Annotated in this window: 18 protein-coding genes; 15 read left to right on the plus strand and 3 right to left on the minus strand. The window is 43.7% G+C overall.

The annotated features are described in order from the left end of the window. Positions 1-22: 22 nt before the first annotated feature. Together AB4Z17_RS01140 and AB4Z17_RS01145 are read left to right on the plus strand one after the other, a co-directional pair. Complete coding sequence (locus AB4Z17_RS01140; protein WP_076268381.1) at positions 23-244, plus strand: hypothetical protein; 222 nt, start codon at positions 23-25, stop codon at positions 242-244. A 181-nt stretch (positions 245-425) separates the two neighbouring features. After that, positions 426-614 (plus strand): hypothetical protein, encoded by a 189-nt coding sequence (locus AB4Z17_RS01145; RefSeq protein ID WP_076268380.1) that lies wholly within the window; start codon positions 426-428, stop codon positions 612-614. Positions 615-812: 198 nt separating this feature from the next. Here AB4Z17_RS01145 and AB4Z17_RS01150 read toward each other — a convergent pair whose 3' ends face one another. Continuing rightward, positions 813-1,817, minus strand: coding sequence for a substrate-binding domain-containing protein (locus AB4Z17_RS01150; RefSeq protein ID WP_441908250.1), 1,005 nt, complete (start codon positions 1,815-1,817; stop codon positions 813-815). 298 nt (positions 1,818-2,115) lie between these two features. Here AB4Z17_RS01150 and AB4Z17_RS01155 point away from each other — a divergent pair, with 298 nt between their 5' ends. The 13 genes from AB4Z17_RS01155 (at position 2,116) to AB4Z17_RS01215 (ending at position 18,558) form a co-directional block, all read left to right on the plus strand. After that, positions 2,116-3,081 (plus strand): MTP-1 family protein, encoded by a 966-nt coding sequence (locus AB4Z17_RS01155; protein ID WP_441957602.1) that lies wholly within the window; start codon positions 2,116-2,118, stop codon positions 3,079-3,081. Then, positions 3,078-4,139 (plus strand): BtaManbiosPhlase, encoded by a 1,062-nt coding sequence (locus AB4Z17_RS01160; RefSeq protein WP_441957604.1) that lies wholly within the window; start codon positions 3,078-3,080, stop codon positions 4,137-4,139. Before AB4Z17_RS01155 ends, AB4Z17_RS01160 begins: the two co-directional genes overlap by 4 nt. A gap of 295 nt (positions 4,140-4,434) precedes the next feature. After that, entirely contained in the window at positions 4,435-5,325 is an 891-nt protein-coding gene (locus AB4Z17_RS01165) for a carbohydrate ABC transporter permease (protein WP_441908207.1), read from the plus strand. Between the two features lie 68 nt (positions 5,326-5,393). After that, on the plus strand, positions 5,394-6,185 hold the full coding sequence (locus AB4Z17_RS01170; RefSeq protein ID WP_441957606.1) for a carbohydrate ABC transporter permease: 792 nt from the start codon (positions 5,394-5,396) through the stop codon (positions 6,183-6,185). Between the two features lie 81 nt (positions 6,186-6,266). Continuing rightward, a complete protein-coding gene (locus AB4Z17_RS01175) occupies positions 6,267-7,526 on the plus strand; it encodes an ABC transporter substrate-binding protein (RefSeq protein WP_441908205.1) in 1,260 nt (419 codons plus the stop codon). A gap of 111 nt (positions 7,527-7,637) precedes the next feature. Continuing rightward, entirely contained in the window at positions 7,638-10,637 is a 3,000-nt protein-coding gene (locus AB4Z17_RS01180; RefSeq protein WP_441957608.1) for a hypothetical protein, read from the plus strand. Then, positions 10,624-11,478: a PP2C family serine/threonine-protein phosphatase gene (locus AB4Z17_RS01185; RefSeq protein ID WP_441957610.1), complete on the plus strand. Its 855-nt coding sequence runs from the start codon at positions 10,624-10,626 to the stop codon at positions 11,476-11,478. The genes AB4Z17_RS01180 and AB4Z17_RS01185 overlap by 14 nt, the downstream gene beginning before the upstream one ends. Positions 11,479-11,493: 15 nt before the next feature. Then, positions 11,494-13,131 (plus strand): hypothetical protein, encoded by a 1,638-nt coding sequence (locus AB4Z17_RS01190; protein WP_441957612.1) that lies wholly within the window; start codon positions 11,494-11,496, stop codon positions 13,129-13,131. A 254-nt stretch (positions 13,132-13,385) separates the two neighbouring features. Next, a complete protein-coding gene (map, locus tag AB4Z17_RS01195; protein WP_441957614.1) occupies positions 13,386-14,138 on the plus strand; it encodes a type I methionyl aminopeptidase in 753 nt (250 codons plus the stop codon). Between the two features lie 539 nt (positions 14,139-14,677). Then, on the plus strand, positions 14,678-15,472 hold the full coding sequence (locus AB4Z17_RS01200) for an ABC transporter ATP-binding protein (protein ID WP_441957615.1): 795 nt from the start codon (positions 14,678-14,680) through the stop codon (positions 15,470-15,472). Beyond that, positions 15,472-16,335, plus strand: a complete 864-nt coding sequence (locus AB4Z17_RS01205; protein ID WP_441957617.1) for an ABC transporter permease — start codon at positions 15,472-15,474, stop codon at positions 16,333-16,335. Before AB4Z17_RS01200 ends, AB4Z17_RS01205 begins: the two co-directional genes overlap by 1 nt. Before the next feature lie 25 nt (positions 16,336-16,360). Then, positions 16,361-17,416 (plus strand): ABC transporter substrate-binding protein, encoded by a 1,056-nt coding sequence (locus AB4Z17_RS01210; protein ID WP_441957619.1) that lies wholly within the window; start codon positions 16,361-16,363, stop codon positions 17,414-17,416. Between the two features lie 266 nt (positions 17,417-17,682). After that, positions 17,683-18,558 (plus strand): pentapeptide repeat-containing protein, encoded by an 876-nt coding sequence (locus AB4Z17_RS01215; protein ID WP_441957621.1) that lies wholly within the window; start codon positions 17,683-17,685, stop codon positions 18,556-18,558. 485 nt (positions 18,559-19,043) lie between these two features. Here AB4Z17_RS01215 and AB4Z17_RS01220 read toward each other — a convergent pair whose 3' ends face one another. Further along, on the minus strand, positions 19,044-19,781 hold the full coding sequence (locus AB4Z17_RS01220; protein WP_441957623.1) for a class I SAM-dependent methyltransferase: 738 nt from the start codon (positions 19,779-19,781) through the stop codon (positions 19,044-19,046). A 222-nt stretch (positions 19,782-20,003) separates the two neighbouring features. Further along, positions 20,004-22,247 carry an AraC family transcriptional regulator gene (locus tag AB4Z17_RS01225; RefSeq protein ID WP_441957625.1) on the minus strand — a complete coding sequence of 748 codons (2,244 nt, stop codon included), beginning with the start codon at positions 22,245-22,247 and terminating at the stop codon, positions 20,004-20,006. Positions 22,248-22,538 lie beyond the last annotated feature (291 nt).

The following is a 22,538-nucleotide window of genomic DNA, read 5'->3' on the forward strand; positions in this document are numbered from 1 at the left end:
AATAGGGGAAGGAGGCGAGGACATGGTTCAGGGCTGGGTAACGACATTGGTTTTAGCATTCGGAATTTTGGTCGCCATTATTGGCGTGATCGCATATTTAAGAATGTTTCGTAAAGATCGGCTTTCATCTACGTCTCACCAGTCAGCTGATGTCTCGCCTCCAAACGTAATTAGCATAACAACCGCAAGGGATTCTGAGCATAAGAAGCCGCCCAAATCCAAAAAAGCCGCGCCAAGAGATTAATAATTGTTAACTTTCATATTCTGAACCTAAATGTTATAATAGTAAGAAAAATGCGAACATTGTGACTCATTGGCCATGGAGTTGCCTGCACCGAGTGGGGGTTCTTGCGGTGTAACCGCCGCATGCGGTCTCGTATAATGCTGTTTAGGACGACCATCCAACGTAAAGGGGAGGAGATTTCATGGCGAAGCATAGCCAGAATGAAGTCAAGGAAAGCCTGAAAGAACTCACGAGAATTTTTCAACCCAAGGACCCGCGTAAATTTGTTAAAGAGTATATTCGCAAGTACCGGATTACCGGGGGCTACGAAGATGAATTAACGACATTGGTGGAAAATGAATTGTGCAGAATCAACTCCTCGGTCAGCTAGACTCATCATGAATAATTGCTTTGCAGCCTGTCATATAAGACAGCTTGCAAAGCTTTTTTATTGAAATATAAGAATGTAGGACGCCGAAGGCGTTTTTGCTTGCCAATAACAACTAATGGATTAATGAATATATAACCAAAGCAGCTCTTTTACGCGATCCTTCCCGTAAAAGAGCTGTTTTAGTATTTAGAATGCGATTTAGCGATCATGGTCCAAAAGCCGGCTTGTCGATTCTCGTTCGATCAAGGTAGTTGGAAGATGAATCTCAATGAAGGGTTCTGCGGGATTGCTCATTCTCCAAAGGAGCTGTTGAAACGCTTTTCGGCCATATTTACTTAAATCTACAGCGATTGTAGTAGTCGTAGGCGTATTGATCCGAGATAGTTGCCCGTTGTCAAAGCTGCAAACGGAGAAATCATCGGGAATCTTGAATCCCATTTGCTGCAGGGAGGAAATCAATAAAAATCCTAACCCATCATTGACGCAAAACCAAGCTGTTGGCATTGAAGACAGTTTTGATAGCTTGTCGGTTACATCAATTGCCTCCTCGACAATATCCTTTATCAACCATTCCGGATTAATATCCAGATTAGCCTCGTTCATAGCTAGGTTGTAGCCCTCCAGTCGCTCGTGATAGCTAGGTGAGAAAGAGGTGTTTCCTAAGAACCCAATTTTTTTGTGGCCAAGATTGATTAAGTGGTGTACCGCTTCATACCCTCCAAAGCGATTATTGGTCAAGATACAGTCCGCATGGATTTTCGGATGATGATGGTCAATTAGTACGGTCGGAATGCCTGTAGCTAAGATCGCATTCGTATAATCCGTACTAATGTGTGAGAGAACAAGCACGCCGTCAACGGTCTGGTTTTGCAGAAAGGACGGCAAAATAAGATGATCTCGGGTATGAGGATTTATGGGCTGGATCTGTAATGTCATTCCGTTTTTTGAGCATTCTTGCTCTATTGTTAAATAAATTTCTCCAAAAAAGCTTCTTTGTGAGAAAGCGAAGTCCGATGCAATCAAAGCGATGCTTCCGCTCCGCTCGGATTGTCTTTTTTTTCGGGTTTCGGAGTATGAATATCCCAGTTGTTCTGCTGTTTGTATTACCAGCTGCCTGGTTTCCTCGCTGACCCCATCTTTCCCCGTTAGAGCCTGCGATACGGAGTTTTTAGAGATTTTTAAAGTTTCAGCAATCATTTGCATCGTCACTTTTTGCTGCTTCAAAAGCACCGTTCCTTTCCCATTGCATAATACTCTATTATGCAAATAATTTGTAACGTTACAAATTATATCTCACTCCACACGAAAAAGGAACTGTTTTTATAAGGATCTCTCACTTTTTCAGTTTTAATTGACTTTTTATTTCTTGTCGTTAATAATGGGTGTAAATTAATTAAACGATGTTAAGTAATTGTATTTATAACGTTACAAAACAAATAAGTAATGTTAATTGTATTTTTAGGGCAGGGAAAAATTAAATTCATGCAAAGGGGAAAATAGTGTGACCAAGCTGATTAAAAATGGTGTTAAAGTCTGTGCAACGCTCTTAAATGAATATTTAAACAAAAATGAGCAGGTTAAGGACGCGGTAAAGCTTCGTTTTTCGGGCGTTGGAGAACGTGATGTTTATAACATTACAGCTCCTTTTGAAAACCAAGGGGAGCTGGTGATTGCTGGACGTGTAGAGTCCAGAGACAGTGAGCATTCTCAGGTTATGTTTTTCATAGAGCAGGATGGGGCATGGGTGCCTAAAGAAGGAATGCCGAAGCTGACGCTTCAAGACCCCTTCTATACGAGAATCGATGGTGAAATTGTTCTAGGCGGTGTACAGGTGTATCCTCATCCTGTCAATGTGGGCGCGCTTGCATGGAGAACGGTAATGTACAAAGGCAATGATCTTCAAAATTTAGCTTTGTTTTTTACTGGTCCTAATGGAATGAAGGATCTTCGCATAGCACAGCTGTCAGATGGAAGCGTCGCCATATTTACAAGACCTCAGGGTGAAAAGGGTGGACGCGGCAAAATTGGATTCGTTCGGGCTGCTTCTTTAGAGGAGCTAACTATTAAGCGAGTGGAAGAAGCCCCGCTTCTGCAAGGGCAATTTACCGAAACAGAGTGGGGAGGCGCAAATGAAATCCATGTACTTTCAAATGGACTAATCGGAATTTTGGGTCATATCGCTAGCTTTGATGAAGCAGAGGATCGTCATTATTACCCCATGGTATTTGCTATAAATCCAATGACGGGTGAATTGTCTGATATTGAACTAATTGCGATTCGCGATAATTTTTTACCAGGCGATGCCAAAAGAACGGATTTGATTGACGTCGTTTTCAGTGGGGGCCTTGTAAGACGGAACGATGGAATGGCTGACTTATATGCCGGAATCAGCGATGCAGAGGCTCATAGAATTACAATTCCAGATCCTTTTCTAAAATTTGAAGAGCTTGAGGTGGACGAGGGATGAATATTTACCGCTATGAAGAAAATCCGATTATAACGCCAGCCGATATACAGCCATATCATAAGGGCTTTCAAGTCATTGGAGCCTTTAATGCGGGTGTTGCTGAATATAACGGCGAAACATTGCTGCTTCTGAGAGTTGCTGAACAACCAATAAGCGATGATCCGAATAAAGTATTGGCACCCGTTTATAATACGGGCACTGGGAAAATTGATCTTGTCGAGCTGGATCGGAAAGATGAGCGATACGACTTTTCAGATCCTCGTGTCGTTAGAGACGTTACACAAAATGCTACATTTGCTTATTTAACTTCTATATCATATGTGCGCATTGCACGAAGCAAGGACGGACACCGATTTACGATAGACAATGAGCCATTTATCTACCCATCCAATGCCCAAGAAATTTTTGGAGTGGAAGATCCTCGCGTAACGCAAATGGGAGAAGATTATTATATTTATTTCTCAGTCGTTTCGCCAAAAGGGATTGGTGAATCGATGGTTTCAACCAGAGATTTTAGTAACGTTACTCATCACGGGATGATCTTTAGTCCAGACAACAAGGATGTGCTTATTTTTCCCGAAAAAATTGGCGGCAAATATTACGCTCTTCATCGTCCAACGATGAAGAGCATCGGCACGCCGGAAATCTGGATTGCAGAGTCGGACAACTTGCTTTATTGGGGAAATCACAAGCATTTGCTTGGCTTGAGGCAAGGCATGTGGGATAGCGGCCGGATCGGCGGAGGGGCGGTACCGATAAAAACAGATAAAGGCTGGCTAGAATTATATCATGGAGCGACGATGGAACATCGTTATTGCATGGGAGCTGTGCTGCTTGATTTGGAGCATCCAGAGAAGGTGATCGCGCGTTCGGCAGCGCCTGTTCTGGAGCCAGAGGCTGATTATGAAAAGAAAGGCTTTTTTGGAGATGTCGTTTTTTCCTGCGGGGTTGTTGTGGACGGGGATATCGTGAGAATGTATTATGGCGTAGCTGATACTTCAATGGCTTGCGCTGAGCTCAGTCTACAGGAAATATTGGACAGCCTCGTATATGAGTAAATGAAGAATGAAGGAAGAGGACAGTCGAACAGACTGTTTTCTTTATTATTTTCTCTTTGTATTTTACTCAGAATAAGATAAAGCTACTTAATAAAGTCATATGTACATGACTAAACATTACAAAAATACATTACAAATGCTTGTATTGAGTAATTATTTTCAATAAAATAATGTTGACAAAACGAGAAAGTAATCTAAAATATAGATATAAAACGTTTACATTTCACATTACAATTCATCTTGTTTGGTTAGCTGTCATGCTGACCCGAATAAATGATTTATAGGGGGAGAGAATGTGCGGTCAAAAAAATTTACGGGTTATATCTATATATCTCCGTGGATCATTGGATTTCTTATATTTACAGTCGCACCGCTCATCTTTGCTTTTTATGTTGGCTTAACCGAGTGGGATACGTTCAATAAACCAAAATACATCGGTTTTGGAAACTACGTAGATTTGTTCAAGGATGAAGATTTCCGCAAAGCTTTGTGGGTGACGATAAGATTTGCTATCATTTCCGTCCCATTAGGCATTGCGACTTCAATGCTTATCGCAATTTTGGTCAATACAAAAGTGAAAGGGGTTTATTTCTTTCGAACGGCACTCTATTTGCCGGCTATCGTTTCTGGGGTATCTATCTCCTTGCTGTGGAAATGGATACTGGATACGGACTTTGGGCTTATTAATCTCCTGCTCTCCAAGGTCGGTATAGCTCCGCTTGGCTGGTTAACAGAAGGATCGCTCGTTATGCCATCTTATTTAATGATGGTGGTATGGGGCGCGGGAGGCGGCATGCTTACATATTTAGCCGGTCTGCAAGATATCCCCGGACATTTGTATGAGGCTGCTGATATTGATGGGGCTAATGCCTTCCAGAAATTCAAGCATATTACGTTAACGATGCTGACCCCGGTCATTTTCTACAACCTCATTATGGGTATAGTTGGTGCGATGCGTAAGTTCGGTGATGCTTATATTATCGGCGGGGCAGACAATGAGGGACGTTTTTATATGATCTACCTTTATGAGAATGCGTTCAAGTTTTTCAAAATGGGTTATGCAACGGCAATGGCATGGATATTGTTCGTCATTATCATGATTCTTACGCTGATCGCATTTAAGTCATCCTCAGCTTGGGTTTACTATGAGAGTGAAGCCAAAACAAAAAAGCGGAAAGGAAGGTGAAATGAATGGTCTCTTACGGGATAGGAAGAAAGAAGAAGAGGATTTTGCGAAGTGTGGTGTTATACCTCTTGCTCGGGCTCTTCGCCATTAGCACCTTGTTTCCGCTCATTTGGATGATTTCTACATCATTAAAATCAGGAGATGTCATTTTTCAAATCCCCCCTCAGTTTTTACCGAATGGGCTTCACTGGGAAAACTATTCGAGGGCAATAACAGAAATCAACTTTTTTGTTCTTTTTAAGAACACGCTCGTCATCACAATTTTCCAACTGCTGTCTAATGTATTTGTTTCTGCCTTCGTAGCTTATGGGTTTGCAAGGTTCAACTTTCCAGGTAAGAACATATGGTTTATGCTCGTGCTCTCCACAATCATGCTTCCAGGCGAAGTAACGATGATTCCGGTGTTTATCGGTTTTAGCGAAATCGGTTGGAGCAATTCAATTCTGCCGCTTGTTGTGCCTGGTTTTTTTGGCGGGGCACCGGTATTTATCTTTCTGCTCCGTCAGTTCTTCCTATCGGTTCCGAAGGACCTGGAGGAATCAGCTGTTATCGATGGGGCAAGCAGCTTTACAATTTTTCTGAAAATTTTCCTTCCCTTATCTATTCCAGCATTAGTTACGATCGGTATTTTCTCTTTCCAAGGAAGTTGGAACGATTTGCTTGGTCCGTTGATTTATTTGAACGATGTAGATAAATTCACTTTGACACTTGGTCTATCTATGTTCAAAGGGGTTATGAAGGTTGAATGGGGGCCGCTTATGGCAGGATCGATACTGGCTCTTCTTCCGGTGCTTATCGTCTTCTTCCTCGCTCAAAAGCATTTTGTAGAAGGCGTGAAATTAAGCGGCATTAAGGGGTAAACATTGGTGATTAGAATGAAGCTTGGTTCTAGACGAAGCTGTCGGAATCAATTTCAAATATAAATTAAGGGGAACTTACACATGAAAAAGAATGTAACTGCAAGGTTTGGACTTCTTCTCGCGATGGTGCTGGCATTATCGGTTGTATTGGCTGCATGCGGCGGTTCAAATAACAGCAACGCTCCTGACAAAGAACCAGCAAGCACCGATCAGCCTGCTGGAAAAGTAAAGCTGAAAGTAGCGACTTGGGCAGGAGCGGAAGAGCTCAGAGAATTTGAAGACTTGGTAGCGAAGGTGAATACAAGCGCGACAGATTATGAAATCGTAGTACAAAGCATTCCGGCAGACTACTATCAGAAGCTGCAAACGATGATTGCAGGTAAACAGGCTCCTGATTTCATGTGGTTGTCCCAAGAATATATTGCTCAATATGCGAGCTTAGGCGCTATCGCTCCGCTGGATGAGCATTTGTCTGGATTAAGCAATTATAAAGCTGACGATTATTTCCAAGGTACAATTGATGTAGGCCAATACAAAGATCAATTGTATGCACTGCCGTGGATTTCTCAACCGTATATGCTTTATTACAATCAAGATATGTTTGAAAAAGCAGGCGTTGCGCTTCCGACAAATGACTGGACGTGGGATGACTTTATTGCAGCCGGCAAACAATTGACAAAAGACGGTGAATGGGGCGCTTTGCTGAACAATATCCCAACTGCGATGTACACGTGGTCTTATGGCGGCGATGTCTTTGATAAAACAGGGAAGATCACTTTGGATTCTCCAGAATCGATTAAAGGTTTGGAAATGTATCAATCCATTATCAAATCAGGTATAGCTCCAGCGCGTGCCCAAGCTGATTCTATGGGTAACGGCGATATGTTCAAAACAGGAAAAGTAGCTATGTTTGTAGGAGGTGCAGGCGATGATTTCGAAAAAACGTCAACCTTCAAAGTCGGTATGGTTGTCCCTCCGCAAGGAACAGAGAGAGTAACCTTCAGCTGGATCGGAGTTACGGCAATGGCAAGCTCCACGAAAAACCCGGAGATTGCGACAAAAGCATTAGTAGATATGACAAATGCCATTCATCAATGGAAAGTAGTAGCGCCTACAAAAAGCGGTTTTGATCTTATTAAAACAAGCCGCCCAGAAAAAGAATATGCAGTTGAAACTATTCGACAAGCATCTGAAGTAGCTCGGGGCTTCAACAATCAACCGAAGCAGGGTGAAATTGATGGGGCGATTTGGGAGAAGTTGACCCAAGCGATCGAAAAAGGTGAAGACGTGAATACAGCCGTGAAGAGTACTATCGATAAAATTAACACGATTGTAAAATAATTTTATTCAATTATAGGATTAACTTGAAGAAACACCTGCCGCCAATGGAGTGGAAACACTCCTGTAACGGCGGGTGTTTTTTATAAGAAGGGTGAAGGGAGAGAGTTGTTCATGTTGAGAAAAGGCTTAGTTGTGGCATTAGCCATACTGATAGGAAGCATAGGTTTGGGAGAAATAGGGGGGGAGAGCGCACGCGCAGCAGGTGAGCAAAAGCAGGAGCAGAAGCAGGAGCAGAAGTCTCCTCGCATGGTAGAAAAGCGGATAAATAAGATTGATCAAATGCCTAATATTCCAGAGCCTTACTTAATGAAGGATTGGAGGAAGACAGCACTCGCATATGATGAGTTCGTATTTGATTTTACGAAAAAAGGGCCGTATTTGCCGGTAGGCTGGTGGGATCGAACACATCATAATTTGGATGGAAATACGTTTGGACTTATGTCGTATGTAGGCAAATTCTCGCAGGGAGCGGACGGTTCACAGGAAGCGATAAACATGATGGCTGCGGTGCTGAGCGCAACGCTGGTCGGCATCGACAAGAGTGACCAAAACGGACATGATTACGTTAAAATGCTGCAAACCTTTTATAATAAGGACAATGGCGAAAACGTTATTTTGAACAATCCGAAAACAGTAAGCGGTCAGACGTTTTGGTATGAATTGCTGCCTCATGTATTATTTTATGCTTTGACCTCTTATTATCCTGAAGTCGAGAATGCAGAGGAAATCATGCGCGACACTGCGGATAAGTGGGAGGCGGCCATTCAAGAGCTGGGCGGAAAGTACGGAAGAGCGGATTTTAATTACACGGCCTTTGATTTTCACAAAATGGAGCCATTCCGAAATGAGAAATGGACGGAGCCGGATGCTGCTGCAGGAGCAGCCTTACTGATGTATATGGCTTATTCGAAATTCGGCGATTCTCGTTATTTGAAGGCGGCAGAGCTAAGTATGGATTTTTTGGAGCGGCAGCAGGAGAATCCGCTTTATGAGGTTTTGCTTTATTCAGCTCCATACATAGCCGCAAAGATGAATGCGGAGCAAGGCAAACAATATGATGTCAGCAAAATGATTAACTGGGTATTCGACGGCGGCAGCAAGGCGAGGAATGGCTGGGGGACAGTTACAGAGAAATGGGGAGATTATGACGCCCATGGCTTGTTAGGCAGTCTTAACGATAATGGCGGTTATGCCTTTGCTATGAACACATTTGCAGCGTTCGGGGCACTTGCTCCGGTTGTTCGATATGATCCGCGTTATGCTCGCGATATAGGAAAGTGGATGCTTAATGCAGCTAATCAATCGAGATTGTTTTATGCAGATGAGCTTCCATTAGAGCTTCAATCCGGATCAGATTGGAAGGGAGATCCGCAGCATGTCATTCCTTATGAGGGATTGCGAAAAGAGCTTAAAGGAAAATCACCCTACGCAAGCGGCGACCCGACGGTTTATGCATGGGGGAATACCGATTTCTCACTCTATAGCGGATCATTTGCCGGATATCTAGGAGGCTTAATCGAGACAACGAATGTGGAAGGCATTTTGAAAATCGATGTATTGAAAACAGATTATTTCCATCAAGAGGCATACCCGACTTTTCTGTATTATAATCCTTATGAGACGGAACAGAAGGTCGAAATCGCCGGCTTGGGCAGCAAGCCTGTTGATCTATATGACTCGGTTACAGGAAGTATTGTGGCGAGTGATGTGAAGGAGAAGACGACGCTTAGCATGAGCGGCGACTCGGCAGCAGTCATCGTTATCGTTCCAGCAGGTGGAGTAATTTCATCGAAGGAGCAGCAGACACGCATTAATGACGTTTTCGTAGCGCCTGCAGCCAAACCAGCGGTTAATATTCTTACGTTGCAAAAGCAGCAGCTTGTCAGCGGCAAGCTAAAGCTTGATGTGGAAACCGCCGTGCCAATGGAGCAAACTCAAAAAAAACTGACGCTCACATTCGCAGGCAAGGAGATCTTCAGCGGAGCTGCGCTGCCAGTCCCTTTTGAGCTGGATACTGCCGCTTTTGCGAACGGCTTCCACAGACTTGAAGCAGTGGTTGAGAGTTCTGCTAACAAGAGCGACAAAGCGGAGGTTGAGTTGTTTGTTCGCAACGAAGGCGGCGAATCCATTTTGACGGCTGGACCAGAGAGCTTGGCGGAATGGAAGCCTATTGAAGCCATGCCCGGAATTGCGTTTGCTGAGCAAGGCAAGGTTATGGTAACTGAGAATAATGAAGCTGGAGGGTACGGGGGAGTAACTAGTCCGACATTCCAGTTGGATTTTAGCAGAAAACCTTTTGCGATTGTGGATGTTGAAAATGTCAGTTCAAAATGGGCACTGCAAATTCATGTGAAAGATGAGCCGTGGGGTTTTTATGTGAAGCCGGACGGAACGGAAACCGGTCATTTTATATTGGATGTCATGAAGGAAATGCGCCGGATGCATCCGGATCTTGCATATTTGGGGATCCAGGATGTAGAAATGTGGTTAATTGTTGCGGGCGAGGAAGGCGCAAAAGCTGAATTCCAACGTGTAGATATGTTTTATCAAGACGATGCACCTCTTCATGAGGAGCAATGGGCGGGTCAGAAAGACGCAGCTTCAATGATAGACTGGCAAGCGGCGCCTTCTCTTCAAGGCAGCGTTGTTATTGATCAAGAAACGGCGATTATTCAGGAGGACAGTATCCTTAATCGAGGAGGTATCAGTTCACCGTTCATGACAGTCGATGTTTCCAAGAATCCAATCTTAACGGTTGACATAGCGAACGTTACGGATCAATGGTCACTTATGYTTTATTTACGCGGAAAACCCGAAGGGGTGAGTATCCAAGCTCCATCAAAAGAAACGGGCACGGTTTCCTACCAATTAAAAGATGAGATACTGGCTGCTTATCCTGATCTTAAGCAAGATGAAACGGTGGAGATGCAATTGTGGTTTCTTGCGGAAGGAGCTGAGAAGGCGAATATGGGCGTTCGTTCATTCGAGCTTTCTTATGAGGAGGACGACAGTCTGTCTATGTGGCTGTATGCAATCCTAGCTATTGTGGTAACAGGGGGTCTTGTACTCGGATTTATGATGAGGAGGAAAAAAAGTCGTGAAGCTAACTAAGATATCTGTAAAAGGCAGCAGCCCTTGGAACGAGGATGCGCTCGTTATAAATCCTTCTCTAAATATGTATGGAGTCATTGACGGTGCAACCTCGCTTGTGCCCTTTAAGGGTGAGAACGGCGAGACTGGCGGTTATTATTCTGCCCAAATCATATCTGATTATTTACAAGGCATGCAAAACCTCCCGAACAAAGAATGGAGTCCGGAGGAAGCGTTGCTGCAAGCAAATCGTAAGTTGCGCGAAGAGATGACGAGGCAAGGCATTGACGCGGATTGCAAGGAAGAATTGTGGGGAGCATGCGCCATTCTGATTCGTTTGGACGATCACTTCATAGAATACGCGCAAGCAGGCGATTGTATGCTGATAGCGGAGTATGAGGATGGCTCAGTTCGAACCGTCACGCATGATCAACTCGCACATGTGGACAATAAGACAAGAGCGCTTTGGGCGGAAGGAATTGAAGGTGGTCTACGATCTAGCGAAGACTTATGGGCTTACGTAAAACCTCAAATCGTTAGCGGTCGTCATACCGCTAACACGGAGGAAGGTTATGCTGTACTTAATGGTGATCCTGCTTTGTCTCGATTTTTGGAGAGTGGGAAAATAAATTATATTAAATTAAAAACGCTGCTGCTTATGTCAGACGGTTTATATGAGGCGAAGCCAAGCGGCCACGAGCCGGCAAATGCGGAGGAAACCGCACGTCTTGTATCGGCTATGGGACTTGAAGGCTACATTCAGCATCTTATTGGGCTTGAAGAAGGTGATCCACAGTGCCTTCGTTTTCCGCGTGTTAAAAAATCAGACGATAAAACCGCTATCTTGATTAATTTTACCTAGAAAGGTGTCAACACTATGATTCGAAAAGTGGAACATATGCCGAGCATGCCTACCCCCTTCCATATGAGAGACTGGAAACAGGTCGCAGTTGACTATGACGAGCTAATCTTTAATTTTGAAGCCGCTGGTGATTTTCTTCCACTCATTTGGTGGGATCAGACAGGTAAAAACACGGGAAGGGCAACTTTTGCACTCCCGTCCTATATTGGAGCTTCAAGGGAGGCTTCCAATCATGAGGCGATCAATTGCGTGACTGCTGTGCTGGGTGCAACGATAGCTGGGATTGATAAAAGTGACCAAAACGGACAAAATTGGGTGGAAATGTGTGAAAGCTATTACAATACAGATAACGGTGAGAATTTAGTCTTAAATCGTACCGATGCGAATTCGGGAAGCAGCTTCTGGTATGAGGTTTATCCTCATATTCTTATTTACTCGCTCGCACATTTTTACCCCAGTGTTGGCAGGCTAGAGTCCATAATGCAGCAAACAGCAGATAAATGGTATGAAGCTTGCTATATATTAGGCGGTAAAGATGGAGCGGCTGATTTTAATCATTTATCTTATGATTTCAAGCTTCAGCAGCCAGTCGATAATGGCAAGTGGAAGGAGCCGGAAGCGGCGGCAGGCATTGCATGGATACAGTATACAGCTTATGCCAAATGGGGAGACCCTCGTCATCTGCAAGCAGCAGAATGGTGCATGGATTTTTTACAGCGGTCAACCGATAATCCTTTTTATGAGATTTTATTGCCTTATGGAGCTTACACCGCAGCTCGGATGAATGCAGAGCTAGGTTATGAATACGACGTTGCAAAAATGCTGAACTGGTGCTTTGACGGCGATAGCGCATGCCGTTCTGGCTGGGGGGTTATTTCCGAACGCTGGGGAGAGTACGATGCTCACGGTCTTTGCGGAAGCTTGACGGACTTCGGTCAGCGCTGGGATCAGATGCAGGATAATGCATCTAATGAATATCATGAGGATTCAAGCGGTTACGCATTTGCAGCGAATACATTTTCTCTTGCGGCATCCTTGATTCCGCTTGTGAGATATGATGCAAGGTTTGCCCGTGATATTGGGAAGTGGATGCTGAATGCTGCCAATAATGCCAGGTTGTTTTATCCAGACGCCTTGCCGGCCATTCAACAATCCTGCCATTTCTTCCGAAGTGATCCGAAACACGTTATTGCCTATGAAGGATTGCGGAAAAAATGGGATCATCAAAGTCCCTATGCGACAGGTGATGCAATTCGTTACAGCTGGGGATCCATCGACCTCGGTCTCTATGGTTCCTCTCATGTCGGTATATTCGGAGGAATTATATCTTATACGAATATTCCTGCTATCTTGCGTTTGGACTGTTTGCGAACGGATTATTTCGGAGATGATGCCTATCCAACGTACCTGTACTATAACCCTTATGAAGAAGAGAAACATGTGAGCTTGGAGCTTGGCGCGGAAGCATGTGATGTCTATGATGCAATAACTCATTCTTATTTCTGCGAAAATAGCAATGGTGAAACGATGATCGCAATACCTGCTGACTCTGCTGTGCTCGTTGTTATTGTTTCTTCTGATGGTATCAGGAGTATTGAAGGGACGAAGCTGCTTGTGAATAACAAGATCATTGACTACCGTCTCGATTATTGATGAGAATATAGGTTTTATTTGAATTATGATCATAATTTCGTCATATCTGATGGGCATGTGTCTCCCTTTTCTCGAATAAGTTATACATAGACAAATCTACTCGTTGTTATAGGCGGGATACGCTTGCAAGTGGATTTTACTATCGTAAAACCTAGGCTTATGCTTTCGAAGTGGATTTTACTATCGTAAAACCTGGGCTTATGCTTTCGAGGTGGATTTTACTTACGTAAAACCTTAAGGAGGTACGTACACACATGGCAGTGGATTTGAAGACGAAGGAACATATTCGGGGCATTCGCAAAGCTGGCCGTATTGTCGCTGCCTGTCACAAAGCGCTCTCGAAACGGATAGCGCCGGGTGTCACCACGCAGGAGATTGACCGGTTTGTTGAGCGGTTCATGCTGGATCGAGGGGCGACTCCGGCGCAGAAAGGCTATAAAGGATATCCATTTGCTACGTGTGCCTCCGTTAACGAGGTTGTTTGCCATGGCTTTCCAGACTCTGAGCCGCTGGAAGCTGGTGATATTGTTACGATTGATATGGTGGCTGATTTGGACGGATGGAAGGCTGATTCAGCATGGACCTATGCGATTGGCAAGACGAATATGGCCACAGAAAAGCTGCTCCTTGCAGCAGAGCAATCGTTAAAAGATGGAATAAAGCAAGCTGTGCTAGGCAATCGATTGGGAGATATCGGATACGCGATTCAAAGAAGAGCGGAAAGAGCTGGTTTTGAGGTAGTAACAGCTTTTGTTGGCCATGGCATCGGCAGAAGCATGCATGAATTTCCTCAGGTGATGCATCATGGCTTGCCTGGTCAGGGGATCTTGCTTGAAGAAGGCATGGTGATAACGATAGAGCCGATCCTTACAGCAGGAAGAGCCGACGTATATATAGCACAGGATGGGTGGACGGCTCGGACTAGAGATGGGGCATGGGCGGCGCAATTTGAGCATACCGTGGCGATTACGAAGGAAGGTCCAATCGTGTTGACCCGCTGGGAATAATGATATTAATCTTAACTAACCATAATCAAAAGTCGAGCCTGTGCAGGATATAACTGCTGCTCGGCTTTTTTAGTTTGCCTATTTACGTGTGTTGGCTGAATGTTCGCCACTTGCATTCAATGATAATGCCCAATGCAGTCATGGATTAAGAGTTCTAATCTGTGGAACGCGAGCGGGAAGAGGAGTGGAAAAGAAAGCTTGTCCATCTCCACAATCAACGCACATAGTGGACATGTTAATGCTGCTAATTATTTAGAAGTGATCATCTGATTTTTTTTGGATGATCACTTTTTTTGTTTGCATTTTATAAAAATAGTCAGTTAAGTTAGGTTTTATAACATAAATGACTTTATTTTCGCCATGAACACCATGAATATAACGCATTCAAGTTACTTTTATTTGAAATGCACAATGAAGAACGCCTAATTTTAGCTAACTTAGCTATTGTTCATAGGTATTTCGAATGATGATATGTMATATAAATTAACATAAAAACCAATATGATCTGACGATTGTTAAGCGGAAAAGGGGGAGACGATGTGAATGATGCGGCAGGGAAAGAAATCGTAGCCTTTAACCATGTAAGTAAAATATATAATACTGGGACCATCGCGTTAAGTGAGGTTCATTTCTCCATAAAAGAGGGAGAGTTTATCAGCTTTCTAGGACCGTCTGGTTGTGGAAAGTCTACTGCGCTTCGAATGGTAGCAGGGCTGGAGGAGGCAACCTCTGGTGGTGTACTGGTTAATGGCAAGGAGCCGAAGCAGCTGATCCGTGAGTCGAACGATATTGCCTATGTATTCCAAGAAGCTAATTTATTGCCGTGGCGTACTGTGCTGGACAATGTCATTTTACCTCTGGAGCTCAGAGGAGGAAATATGAAAGAAAATAAAGAAGCGGCTAAACAAGTGCTGGAGATGGTTGGTTTAAAGGACCATTTTAAAGCATATCCAAGGCAGCTTTCTGGGGGCATGAGAATGCGAGTTTCCATTGCCCGCGCTTTAGCAGCGAAGCCAAAGCTTCTGCTCATGGATGAGCCCTTTGCAGCGCTTGATGAAATTACAAGGCAAACCCTCCAAATGGAGCTGTTTGACATATGGGAACGTGAGAAAATGACCGTTTTGTTCGTGACGCACAATGTGTTTGAAGCGGTTCTGCTATCCTCCAAGATTGCCGTCATGTCGGCACGTCCAGGAAAATTATCTGCTTTAATTAATGTGCGGCTGCCTTATCCAAGGACGCTTGGCATGCGAACCGAGCGGGATTTCGGTAAATATGTTGAGCTTGCCTCAACTTATTTGGAGCATGGCACTCATCGGAAGGAGCTGGGTTAATGTCGATCTCATCATTCGAAACCTTGCAGCCTAAGCTTGAGACGCCTGTTGTTGTGAAGAAAACAAGCCGAAATTTCGGATATACATTCAAACATTATTATCTAGGACCGATTGTGGCCTTTGTTCTTGTCATGGCGCTCTGGCAGCTCATTCCTGCTTGGCTTGGCATGAAGCCTTTTATTTTCCCTAAACCGACGGATGTGTTGAAAGCAGCAATCGAGGACTGGTCTATTTTGTGGGAAGCCGTGCGCATTACTGTTTTGGAGTCGGTAGTAGGCTTTTTGCTTAGCGCGGTGATCGGTATCTTTATCTCCATTTTACTTGCCAGTTCACTCATTATGGAGCGAAGCATCTATCCATACGCCATTATTCTTCAGACCATTCCCGTTGTTGCTGTAGCGCCGCTTGTCGTGATCTGGTTTGGCGCCGGCTACAATTCTATTGTCGTTATCTCCTTTTTAATCGGATTTTTCCCTGTAGTCTCCAATACATTAATGGGATTAAATTCAGTGGATTCCAATATGGATGAGTTGTTCACGCTTTACAATTCATCAAAGTGGCAAAAAATGTGGAAGCTTCGCCTTCCTGCAGCAATGCCTTACATCATGGCTGGTTTGAAAATATCGTGTACCCTATCGATTGTCGGAGTCATTGTAGGGGAGTATGTGGCAGGAATCGGGGGCGGCAAAGGCGGGCTCGGATACGCCATTACGATAGCTGCTGTACAGATGAAAACACCTTTTTTATTTGCTTGCGGTATTGCTTCAGCTATTTTAGGCATCAGCTTCTATCTCATCGTCAGCATGATCTCTAAGCGAGTACTGGGCTCATGGCATGAGTCCGCGATGAAGACAAGAAAATAAATAGAAAAAGTGGAGGAGAGACAAAATGAAGAAATGGATGAAATTCGGGGGAGTTGCTTTATCGCTAACGCTAATGATGGTCTTGTTCGCAGCATGTGGAGGGAAGTCTGGAAATAACACACCGGCAAGTACAACAGAGAATTCACCAACAGCAGAAACGGCTGCTACAGAAGAGCCCAAAGCTCCTGTAGAAACGAAGAAAGCAAAGCTTGTTCTGAACTGGTTCCCGAAGGCACAGCATGGCGGGGTATATGCGGCCAAGGAGCAGGGGATTTTTGAGAAGCATGGTTTTGATGTTACGCTTGAGCCGGGAGGCCCGCAGGTTTCAGCTGTACAAATCGTCGCTTCTGGAAAAGCGGAATTCGGTCTTGCTCATGCGGACCAAATCGTTATCGCTAAAAATCAGGGGATTGATTTGGTTGTCGTAGCAGCGGCGCTTCAAGGCAGTCCGCAAGCATTCATGTTTCAAGAAAGTGCAGAGGTAAATAGCTTCGAGGACCTCAATGGCAGAACCGTATTTATTCAGCCGGGCATTACGTATTGGGACTTTTTAAAGAGCAAATATGATTTGAGCGGAGCAAAAGAAATGACCTACACTGGCCAGCATGTCAATTTTCTTGCTGATCCAGAATCGGTCACTCAAGCATTCCTAACTTCAGAGCCATTCTTCATGGAGAAGGAAGGCGTAAAAACAAAAACATTGCTAATATCAGAATCAGGTTATAATCCATACAATGTCGTATTGTTCGTCACAAAAGAGTATTTGGAGAAAAATAAAGAGACCGTTGGAAATTTTGTCGCTGCCTTCTCCGAGGGCTGGATGTCTTATAAGGATACTTCCAAGGAAGTGAATGCCGCTATTCATGAAGCTAATCCGAATATTGACCTTGATGCGATCGATTTTGAGGATCAAGCTCAGAAGGAATTTGTTTATGGCGGGGATGCTGCCGAGCATGGATTTGGCTATATGACAGAGGAGCGTTGGTCGACGCTGATCAATCAGCTTGCTGATCTAGGGCTGCTCAAAAATAAGTTCGACGCCAAGGAGATATTTACGACAGAGTTTTTGCCTGGTAAATGATAAGTGGATAAATTTATAAAAAGGGATGCAGACACGTTGCCGTGATCTGTATCCTTTTTTCATGTGAGAATATATCTTTTCGATACGAAACTTCTGCTATTTTGGTAAAGTTTATTTTAAATAATTTTTTCCCTGCACATACGCTGCTGTCGGTATTGACGGAAGGAATTTACAGTAATAGGATATAAGAACTAGGATAAAAACAATCTGTTTATATAGATGAAAGTTCATTTAACTGCACCAAGTATTGGTTAGGAGGTCTCACATTGACTGTGATACACGAATTTTCACAATCCATTCCTGAATGGAATAGAGGCGGCCTGCATGCTGACTGTGAGAATTGTTTTGGTTTATGCTGTGTTTCATTGCCGTTCACAGCTTCTATATACTTTGCAGTCGATAAAGATGCGGGTCAGCCCTGCAGCAATTTGCAATCGAACTTTCGCTGCGGTATTCATCATAGTCTTAGGGAGCGGGGATTTAAAGGTTGTACAGTTTACGATTGTTTTGGAGCTGGACAACAGGTTTCTCAGGTGACCTATGGCGGACAAGATTGGCGGCAGATGCCAAATACCGCGGAGCAAATGTTCGAGGCATTCCGAGTCATGCGGCAACTCTATGAGCTGCTTTGGTATTTAAACGAGGCGCTTGCACGGGAAACGACACAATCGATTTACGATGAGCTTAGATTTATGCTCGAAGAGACAGAACGGTTCACTCGTCTGAACCCAGATTCACTGTTGGAATTGAATGTGTCAGCACATCGCATGGAAATCAACAAGCTGCTTCTTAAAGCAAGTGAGCTTGTACGCGAGGAAGCCATTCGTGCGAATAAGCAGAGTAACACTCGAGGCCGTAAGAAGACCTACGAAAGAGGCGCCGATCTCATTGGAGCTAAGCTTAGAGGTGCTGATCTTATCGGAGCAAACTTAAGGGGATCTTATCTGATTGCTGCGGACCTCAGAGATGCTGATCTTAGAGCGGCTGACCTTATCGGAGCTGATTTTCGAGACGCTGACCTCAGTGGCGCAAACCTCTCAAAAAGTCTCTTTCTCACGCAGTTTCAGCTTAACGCAGCCAAAGGGAATGCAGATACCAAAATTCCTCCGACCCTTACTCGTCCAGCACACTGGTTAGCATAGAAAAATAAACGAATAATTCCTAAGTGTGCTATTACACTTTGGTTATATTAAAAAGGCCAACCATAAGGTTTTAATTGACCTAATCATACGAATGGCTGCCGTAAGGCAGCCATTTTACTTTTAATTGGTTTGTTGCCGATGGAACATTTGCCTCCACAAACCACAAACCGCAAACCGCAAACCACACGACGCAATCTGCAAAACGAATGCTTCAGACCCAACCATCGTCATTCAAAGATGAATTCTGAATTCTACAATCGCGTAACGAACACCAGACACCTTATTTGCGATAAATCGGCCTGTTTTCCAATCTAACGAACTCAGCGCCGCTTATTTTGTGATTTTCCACACGTTTGAATGCTATTTTGTGTATTCAACGCCATCTGGGCTGGTTAGGGTGAAGCCAACGCGACTCAAGCGCCCATTACACCTAAGAATGGAAACAATCGGCGATTGAGTCGCATCATAAGTGCGATGTTTCTATGCTAGTTGGAAGCTTTTTGTGCTGAGATAATCAGGAACATCGGTCTGCGATTCTCATCAAACATCAGCGGGTTATTCATCATTTCCTCTGAAGGCATTGGTTCCTTAATAGCTTTTAACTCAAAGCCAGAGCTAATCACGTCGTTCATATATGTTGAAACGGTGCGATGATATTTAATCACATTATCGGTTAGAAAGGAGGTTTTGCGTAAGCCCTCTGTCTGATATTGATCAACTGGCCAGTGCAGACGGTTTCCATGGTCATCATAATGCCAATCTTGTTCATCGCGGGAAGTGAATATAGGATGCTCCACTGAAAAAATGAAGGAGCCTCCCGGCTTTAGACAAGCATGTATCTTCTTGCACAGGGTATCAAAAGATTCGATATAGTGAAAAGCTAATGAGCTGATAACGATATCAAATTGAGAATCTGAGAATGCGATATCTTCAATCGGCATTTGTATGTAGGTAATGGCGGCGTCATTCGTTTGTTCCCGAGCTTTTTGCAGCATGTTCTCGGATATATCAACACCTACGACTGAGCCTGCTTGCTGTTCACGAGCATAGAGGCAATGCCAGCCGAAGCCGCAGCCTAAATCAAGTACGCTTTTACCATTTAAGTCTGGCAGTAAGGATTTGAATACATGCCACTCTCCCGCAGCTTCAAGTCCATGGGTGGAACGAGCCATTTCCTTATATTGTGAGAAAAAAGTTGAATCATCATATTTATTTTGTTTCATTCCATTGTACCCCCATATACTAAAATAGCCTTCACCAACATGCTAACTGAACTTTACTCATTTATCAATAAACCTGGCTTTATACTACTGCTCTTTGTTGAGATCACGCATTACTAGCCTAATATAATAAAATACCCCTTTCTGCTCTATATAAAGCAAAGGAAAGGGGTAAATTATAAAGAATCTAATTGAGCTGCGATTATTCGCAGATAGCAGAAAGTGTTAGCCAAGCTTCGTTTTACGATAATCGGAAGGCGTTACGCCAAAGCTTTTCTTAAACATTCTGTGGAAGTAGGAGCTGCTCGTATAGCCGCTCTTTACCGCGATATCCACGATCGACAAATCGGTATTCTCCAAATGCTCCTTCGCACGTTCCATACGTACATTATTAATGACATCAACAATAGTAGCCAGCGTCTGCTGTTTATATACCCGGCTCAAATAGATGGATGACATGTCTAATTCATCAGCAATCCAGTTCAGACTCAAATTCGGATTTGCGTATTCCTTTTGGATAAGATCATTAATCTTGCGAATTAAATCACCTTGTTTGGTGGAGCGCTTCATGGAAAGCTTCATTTGAATGTCATCGAACAAGGAGAAGAAAACTTCATTAAGCTCATTAATCGTTTCAAAATGATCCGGCGTTGGAATATGGATGCTCAAGCTCGCTTCTACGTCCAGACTGTTGTTTTTCTGAATCGTAAACAAGATATTGTTGACGGTCATCGTTAGATGCGAGATGGCGAGCTGAACGACATGGATCGGATATTGCGCCGTTTCCTGTACGATTTCTGCAAACAGTTTTTTGGCTTCCTCGGTCTTTGAGGTCATTAAGGCATCGGTCAATTTCCGCTCTTTGTCAGCAGGGAAGATATATTCCTTCGATTTCAGAGCTATGATATCCTGTCCGTTAATTAAAGAGCCAAGACCATAGAACAAGCGATGCTGCGATGCTTCCTTCACCAGCTTGTAATGGGTAGAGAGCTGCTCTGCCTGAAAGGCCTCAGGGCTATACGTAATCGAGAGACCAATCTTCAAAAAGTCCAACGAGGAACGCTGAATTTTGGCAAGCGTGTTTCGAAGCATCTCGTCATCAAGCTCATCGGATTCGTCGGGCCGGCCTAGAAGCATGATGACATAATCGGCATCCATGTCGACAGTTTCTACGCGATAATCGTTATGAGCAATCTCGGAAGCGATATTCATAATAGCAAACTTATAAACATGCAGATCGTCGCCGCGATTTTGCTTCAGAGCAGCAAGCTCGTCAATTTTTAAGAGGACGACGCGGTAACGCGCGTGAAAGTCGAAAGTAATTCCGCTGACCATCAGCTTCTGCAGCTGTGCGTTCGTTTGCAGCGATTGCGAGCCTTGGATAAGGCTGCGCAGCATATTTTGCCTAATGGTATAGGAACTATTGCGTTTTTCTGTTTCAAGAATGTTCATCTTATTCATAATTTGATGAATAGGGCGATATAGCATAAGAGAGAGCAGCCACGAGATAAGCAAGCCGATGACCAAAATAATGACAGCAATCATAATCGTTGTATTTCGGATGGAATAAATAGCTTTAGTTACATGCTTGTATGGTGTCACACGCACGTACTGCCAGTCCAAGGAATCGGGAGAAGTATACGAGATAAGAGACTTCTTTCCGTCAAAGTCGGCAACAACGTAACCAGATTCCTTGTTTTTAATTTTTTCGTGAATGATGCGGCTATCCTCGTTGCTTAGTTTTTTAGGCAAAAGGGTATCGCCGGATAACAGAAGGTTCTGATTGTCGAGAATATAGGACTTGCCCTCGCTGTCGCTCTTATTCACGCCAATGTCTTTGTTGATCCAAGCGGAAGAAATATTAATAATAACAGCAGAATTAATCGTCTGCGTTCGACCGATAGCATCATAACCTAAATAGGTATAAGCCTTCGTTAACTGCTCACCGGTGAGATTAACCGTTTTATACGTTCTTGGAATAGGCGTGAATGGACGATACTCCTGGTAGTTATCGAGAATATCCAGTATCCCTTTATCCGCAAGCTCCTCTTTATTGAACGTGCCCCCTTCGGCTTGACGGCTGGCAGTGTAGAACAAGCCATTGGCCGAATTGTACACATAAATGGATTCAATGAACGGCATAGAGTTCAAATAGTTGTTCAATTCGTTCATCGCTGCCGTGACATCATAGATGTTAGGGTCATTGTAGAACATTAGCTTAGAGACACTGAAGGTTCGATAGATTTGGAAGGAGAGGGATTGTGCGCTCTCGGTCATGCTGATAACTTCTTTACTTGTTTGGGTTAGATTGCTGACGTCTGACTGGTAGGCTTTCTTCAAATCGATCTGCATGTAAGTGAAGAAATTAAACAAGGAGGATACCATTAGAGTAAGCACGATGCACAAAGTGATCGTGAACAGCAGCTTACTGTATAGTTTTCCGTTGTTTTTCAATTGAACAGCTGGCATGTTGGCTCCCCCTTTATATATGTAGAACATTTTGGAATTAACAGGGTTAACTGTATTAGCGTAAGCGCTTCCCTATTTAGTCAAACGTTGCTCGTGTGCCTTTTAGGAATTAGTTTAAATATTTCACTAGTCAGCTCGCTGATACAAGGAACATTATAATCTTCACTTGCAGCTTGGTGCAATGAACCAAATAAATGAAGGTGAATGAACTTGATTTTATGGTGTGAACAATATAAACCACAGTGAACTTATCGGCGAAACGCTGAAAGTTGGATGACAACGGGGTGCTTT

The sequence above is a fragment of the Paenibacillus sp. TAF43_2 genome (genome assembly GCF_052113545.1).
Classification (GTDB): Bacteria; Bacillota; Bacilli; order Paenibacillales; family Paenibacillaceae; genus Pristimantibacillus.

Excerpts from the sequence above, each read along its gene's own strand:
- AB4Z17_RS01225 (WP_441957625.1), bottom strand. The coding sequence starts at position 22,247 with ATGCCAGCTGTTCAATTGAAAAACAACGGAAAACTATACAGTAAGCTG.
- AB4Z17_RS01140 (WP_076268381.1), top strand. The coding sequence starts at position 23 with ATGGTTCAGGGCTGGGTAACGACATTGGTTTTAGCATTCGGAATTTTG.
- AB4Z17_RS01190 (WP_441957612.1), top strand. The coding sequence starts at position 11,494 with ATGATTCGAAAAGTGGAACATATGCCGAGCATGCCTACCCCCTTCCAT.
- AB4Z17_RS01175 (WP_441908205.1), top strand. The coding sequence starts at position 6,267 with ATGAAAAAGAATGTAACTGCAAGGTTTGGACTTCTTCTCGCGATGGTG.
- AB4Z17_RS01205 (WP_441957617.1), top strand. The coding sequence starts at position 15,472 with ATGTCGATCTCATCATTCGAAACCTTGCAGCCTAAGCTTGAGACGCCT.
- AB4Z17_RS01145 (WP_076268380.1), top strand. The coding sequence starts at position 426 with ATGGCGAAGCATAGCCAGAATGAAGTCAAGGAAAGCCTGAAAGAACTC.
- AB4Z17_RS01160 (WP_441957604.1), top strand. The coding sequence starts at position 3,078 with ATGAATATTTACCGCTATGAAGAAAATCCGATTATAACGCCAGCCGAT.
- AB4Z17_RS01220 (WP_441957623.1), bottom strand. The coding sequence starts at position 19,781 with ATGAAACAAAATAAATATGATGATTCAACTTTTTTCTCACAATATAAG.
- AB4Z17_RS01150 (WP_441908250.1), bottom strand. The coding sequence starts at position 1,817 with ATGCAAATGATTGCTGAAACTTTAAAAATCTCTAAAAACTCCGTATCG.
- map (WP_441957614.1), top strand. The coding sequence starts at position 13,386 with ATGGCAGTGGATTTGAAGACGAAGGAACATATTCGGGGCATTCGCAAA.
- AB4Z17_RS01210 (WP_441957619.1), top strand. The coding sequence starts at position 16,361 with ATGAAGAAATGGATGAAATTCGGGGGAGTTGCTTTATCGCTAACGCTA.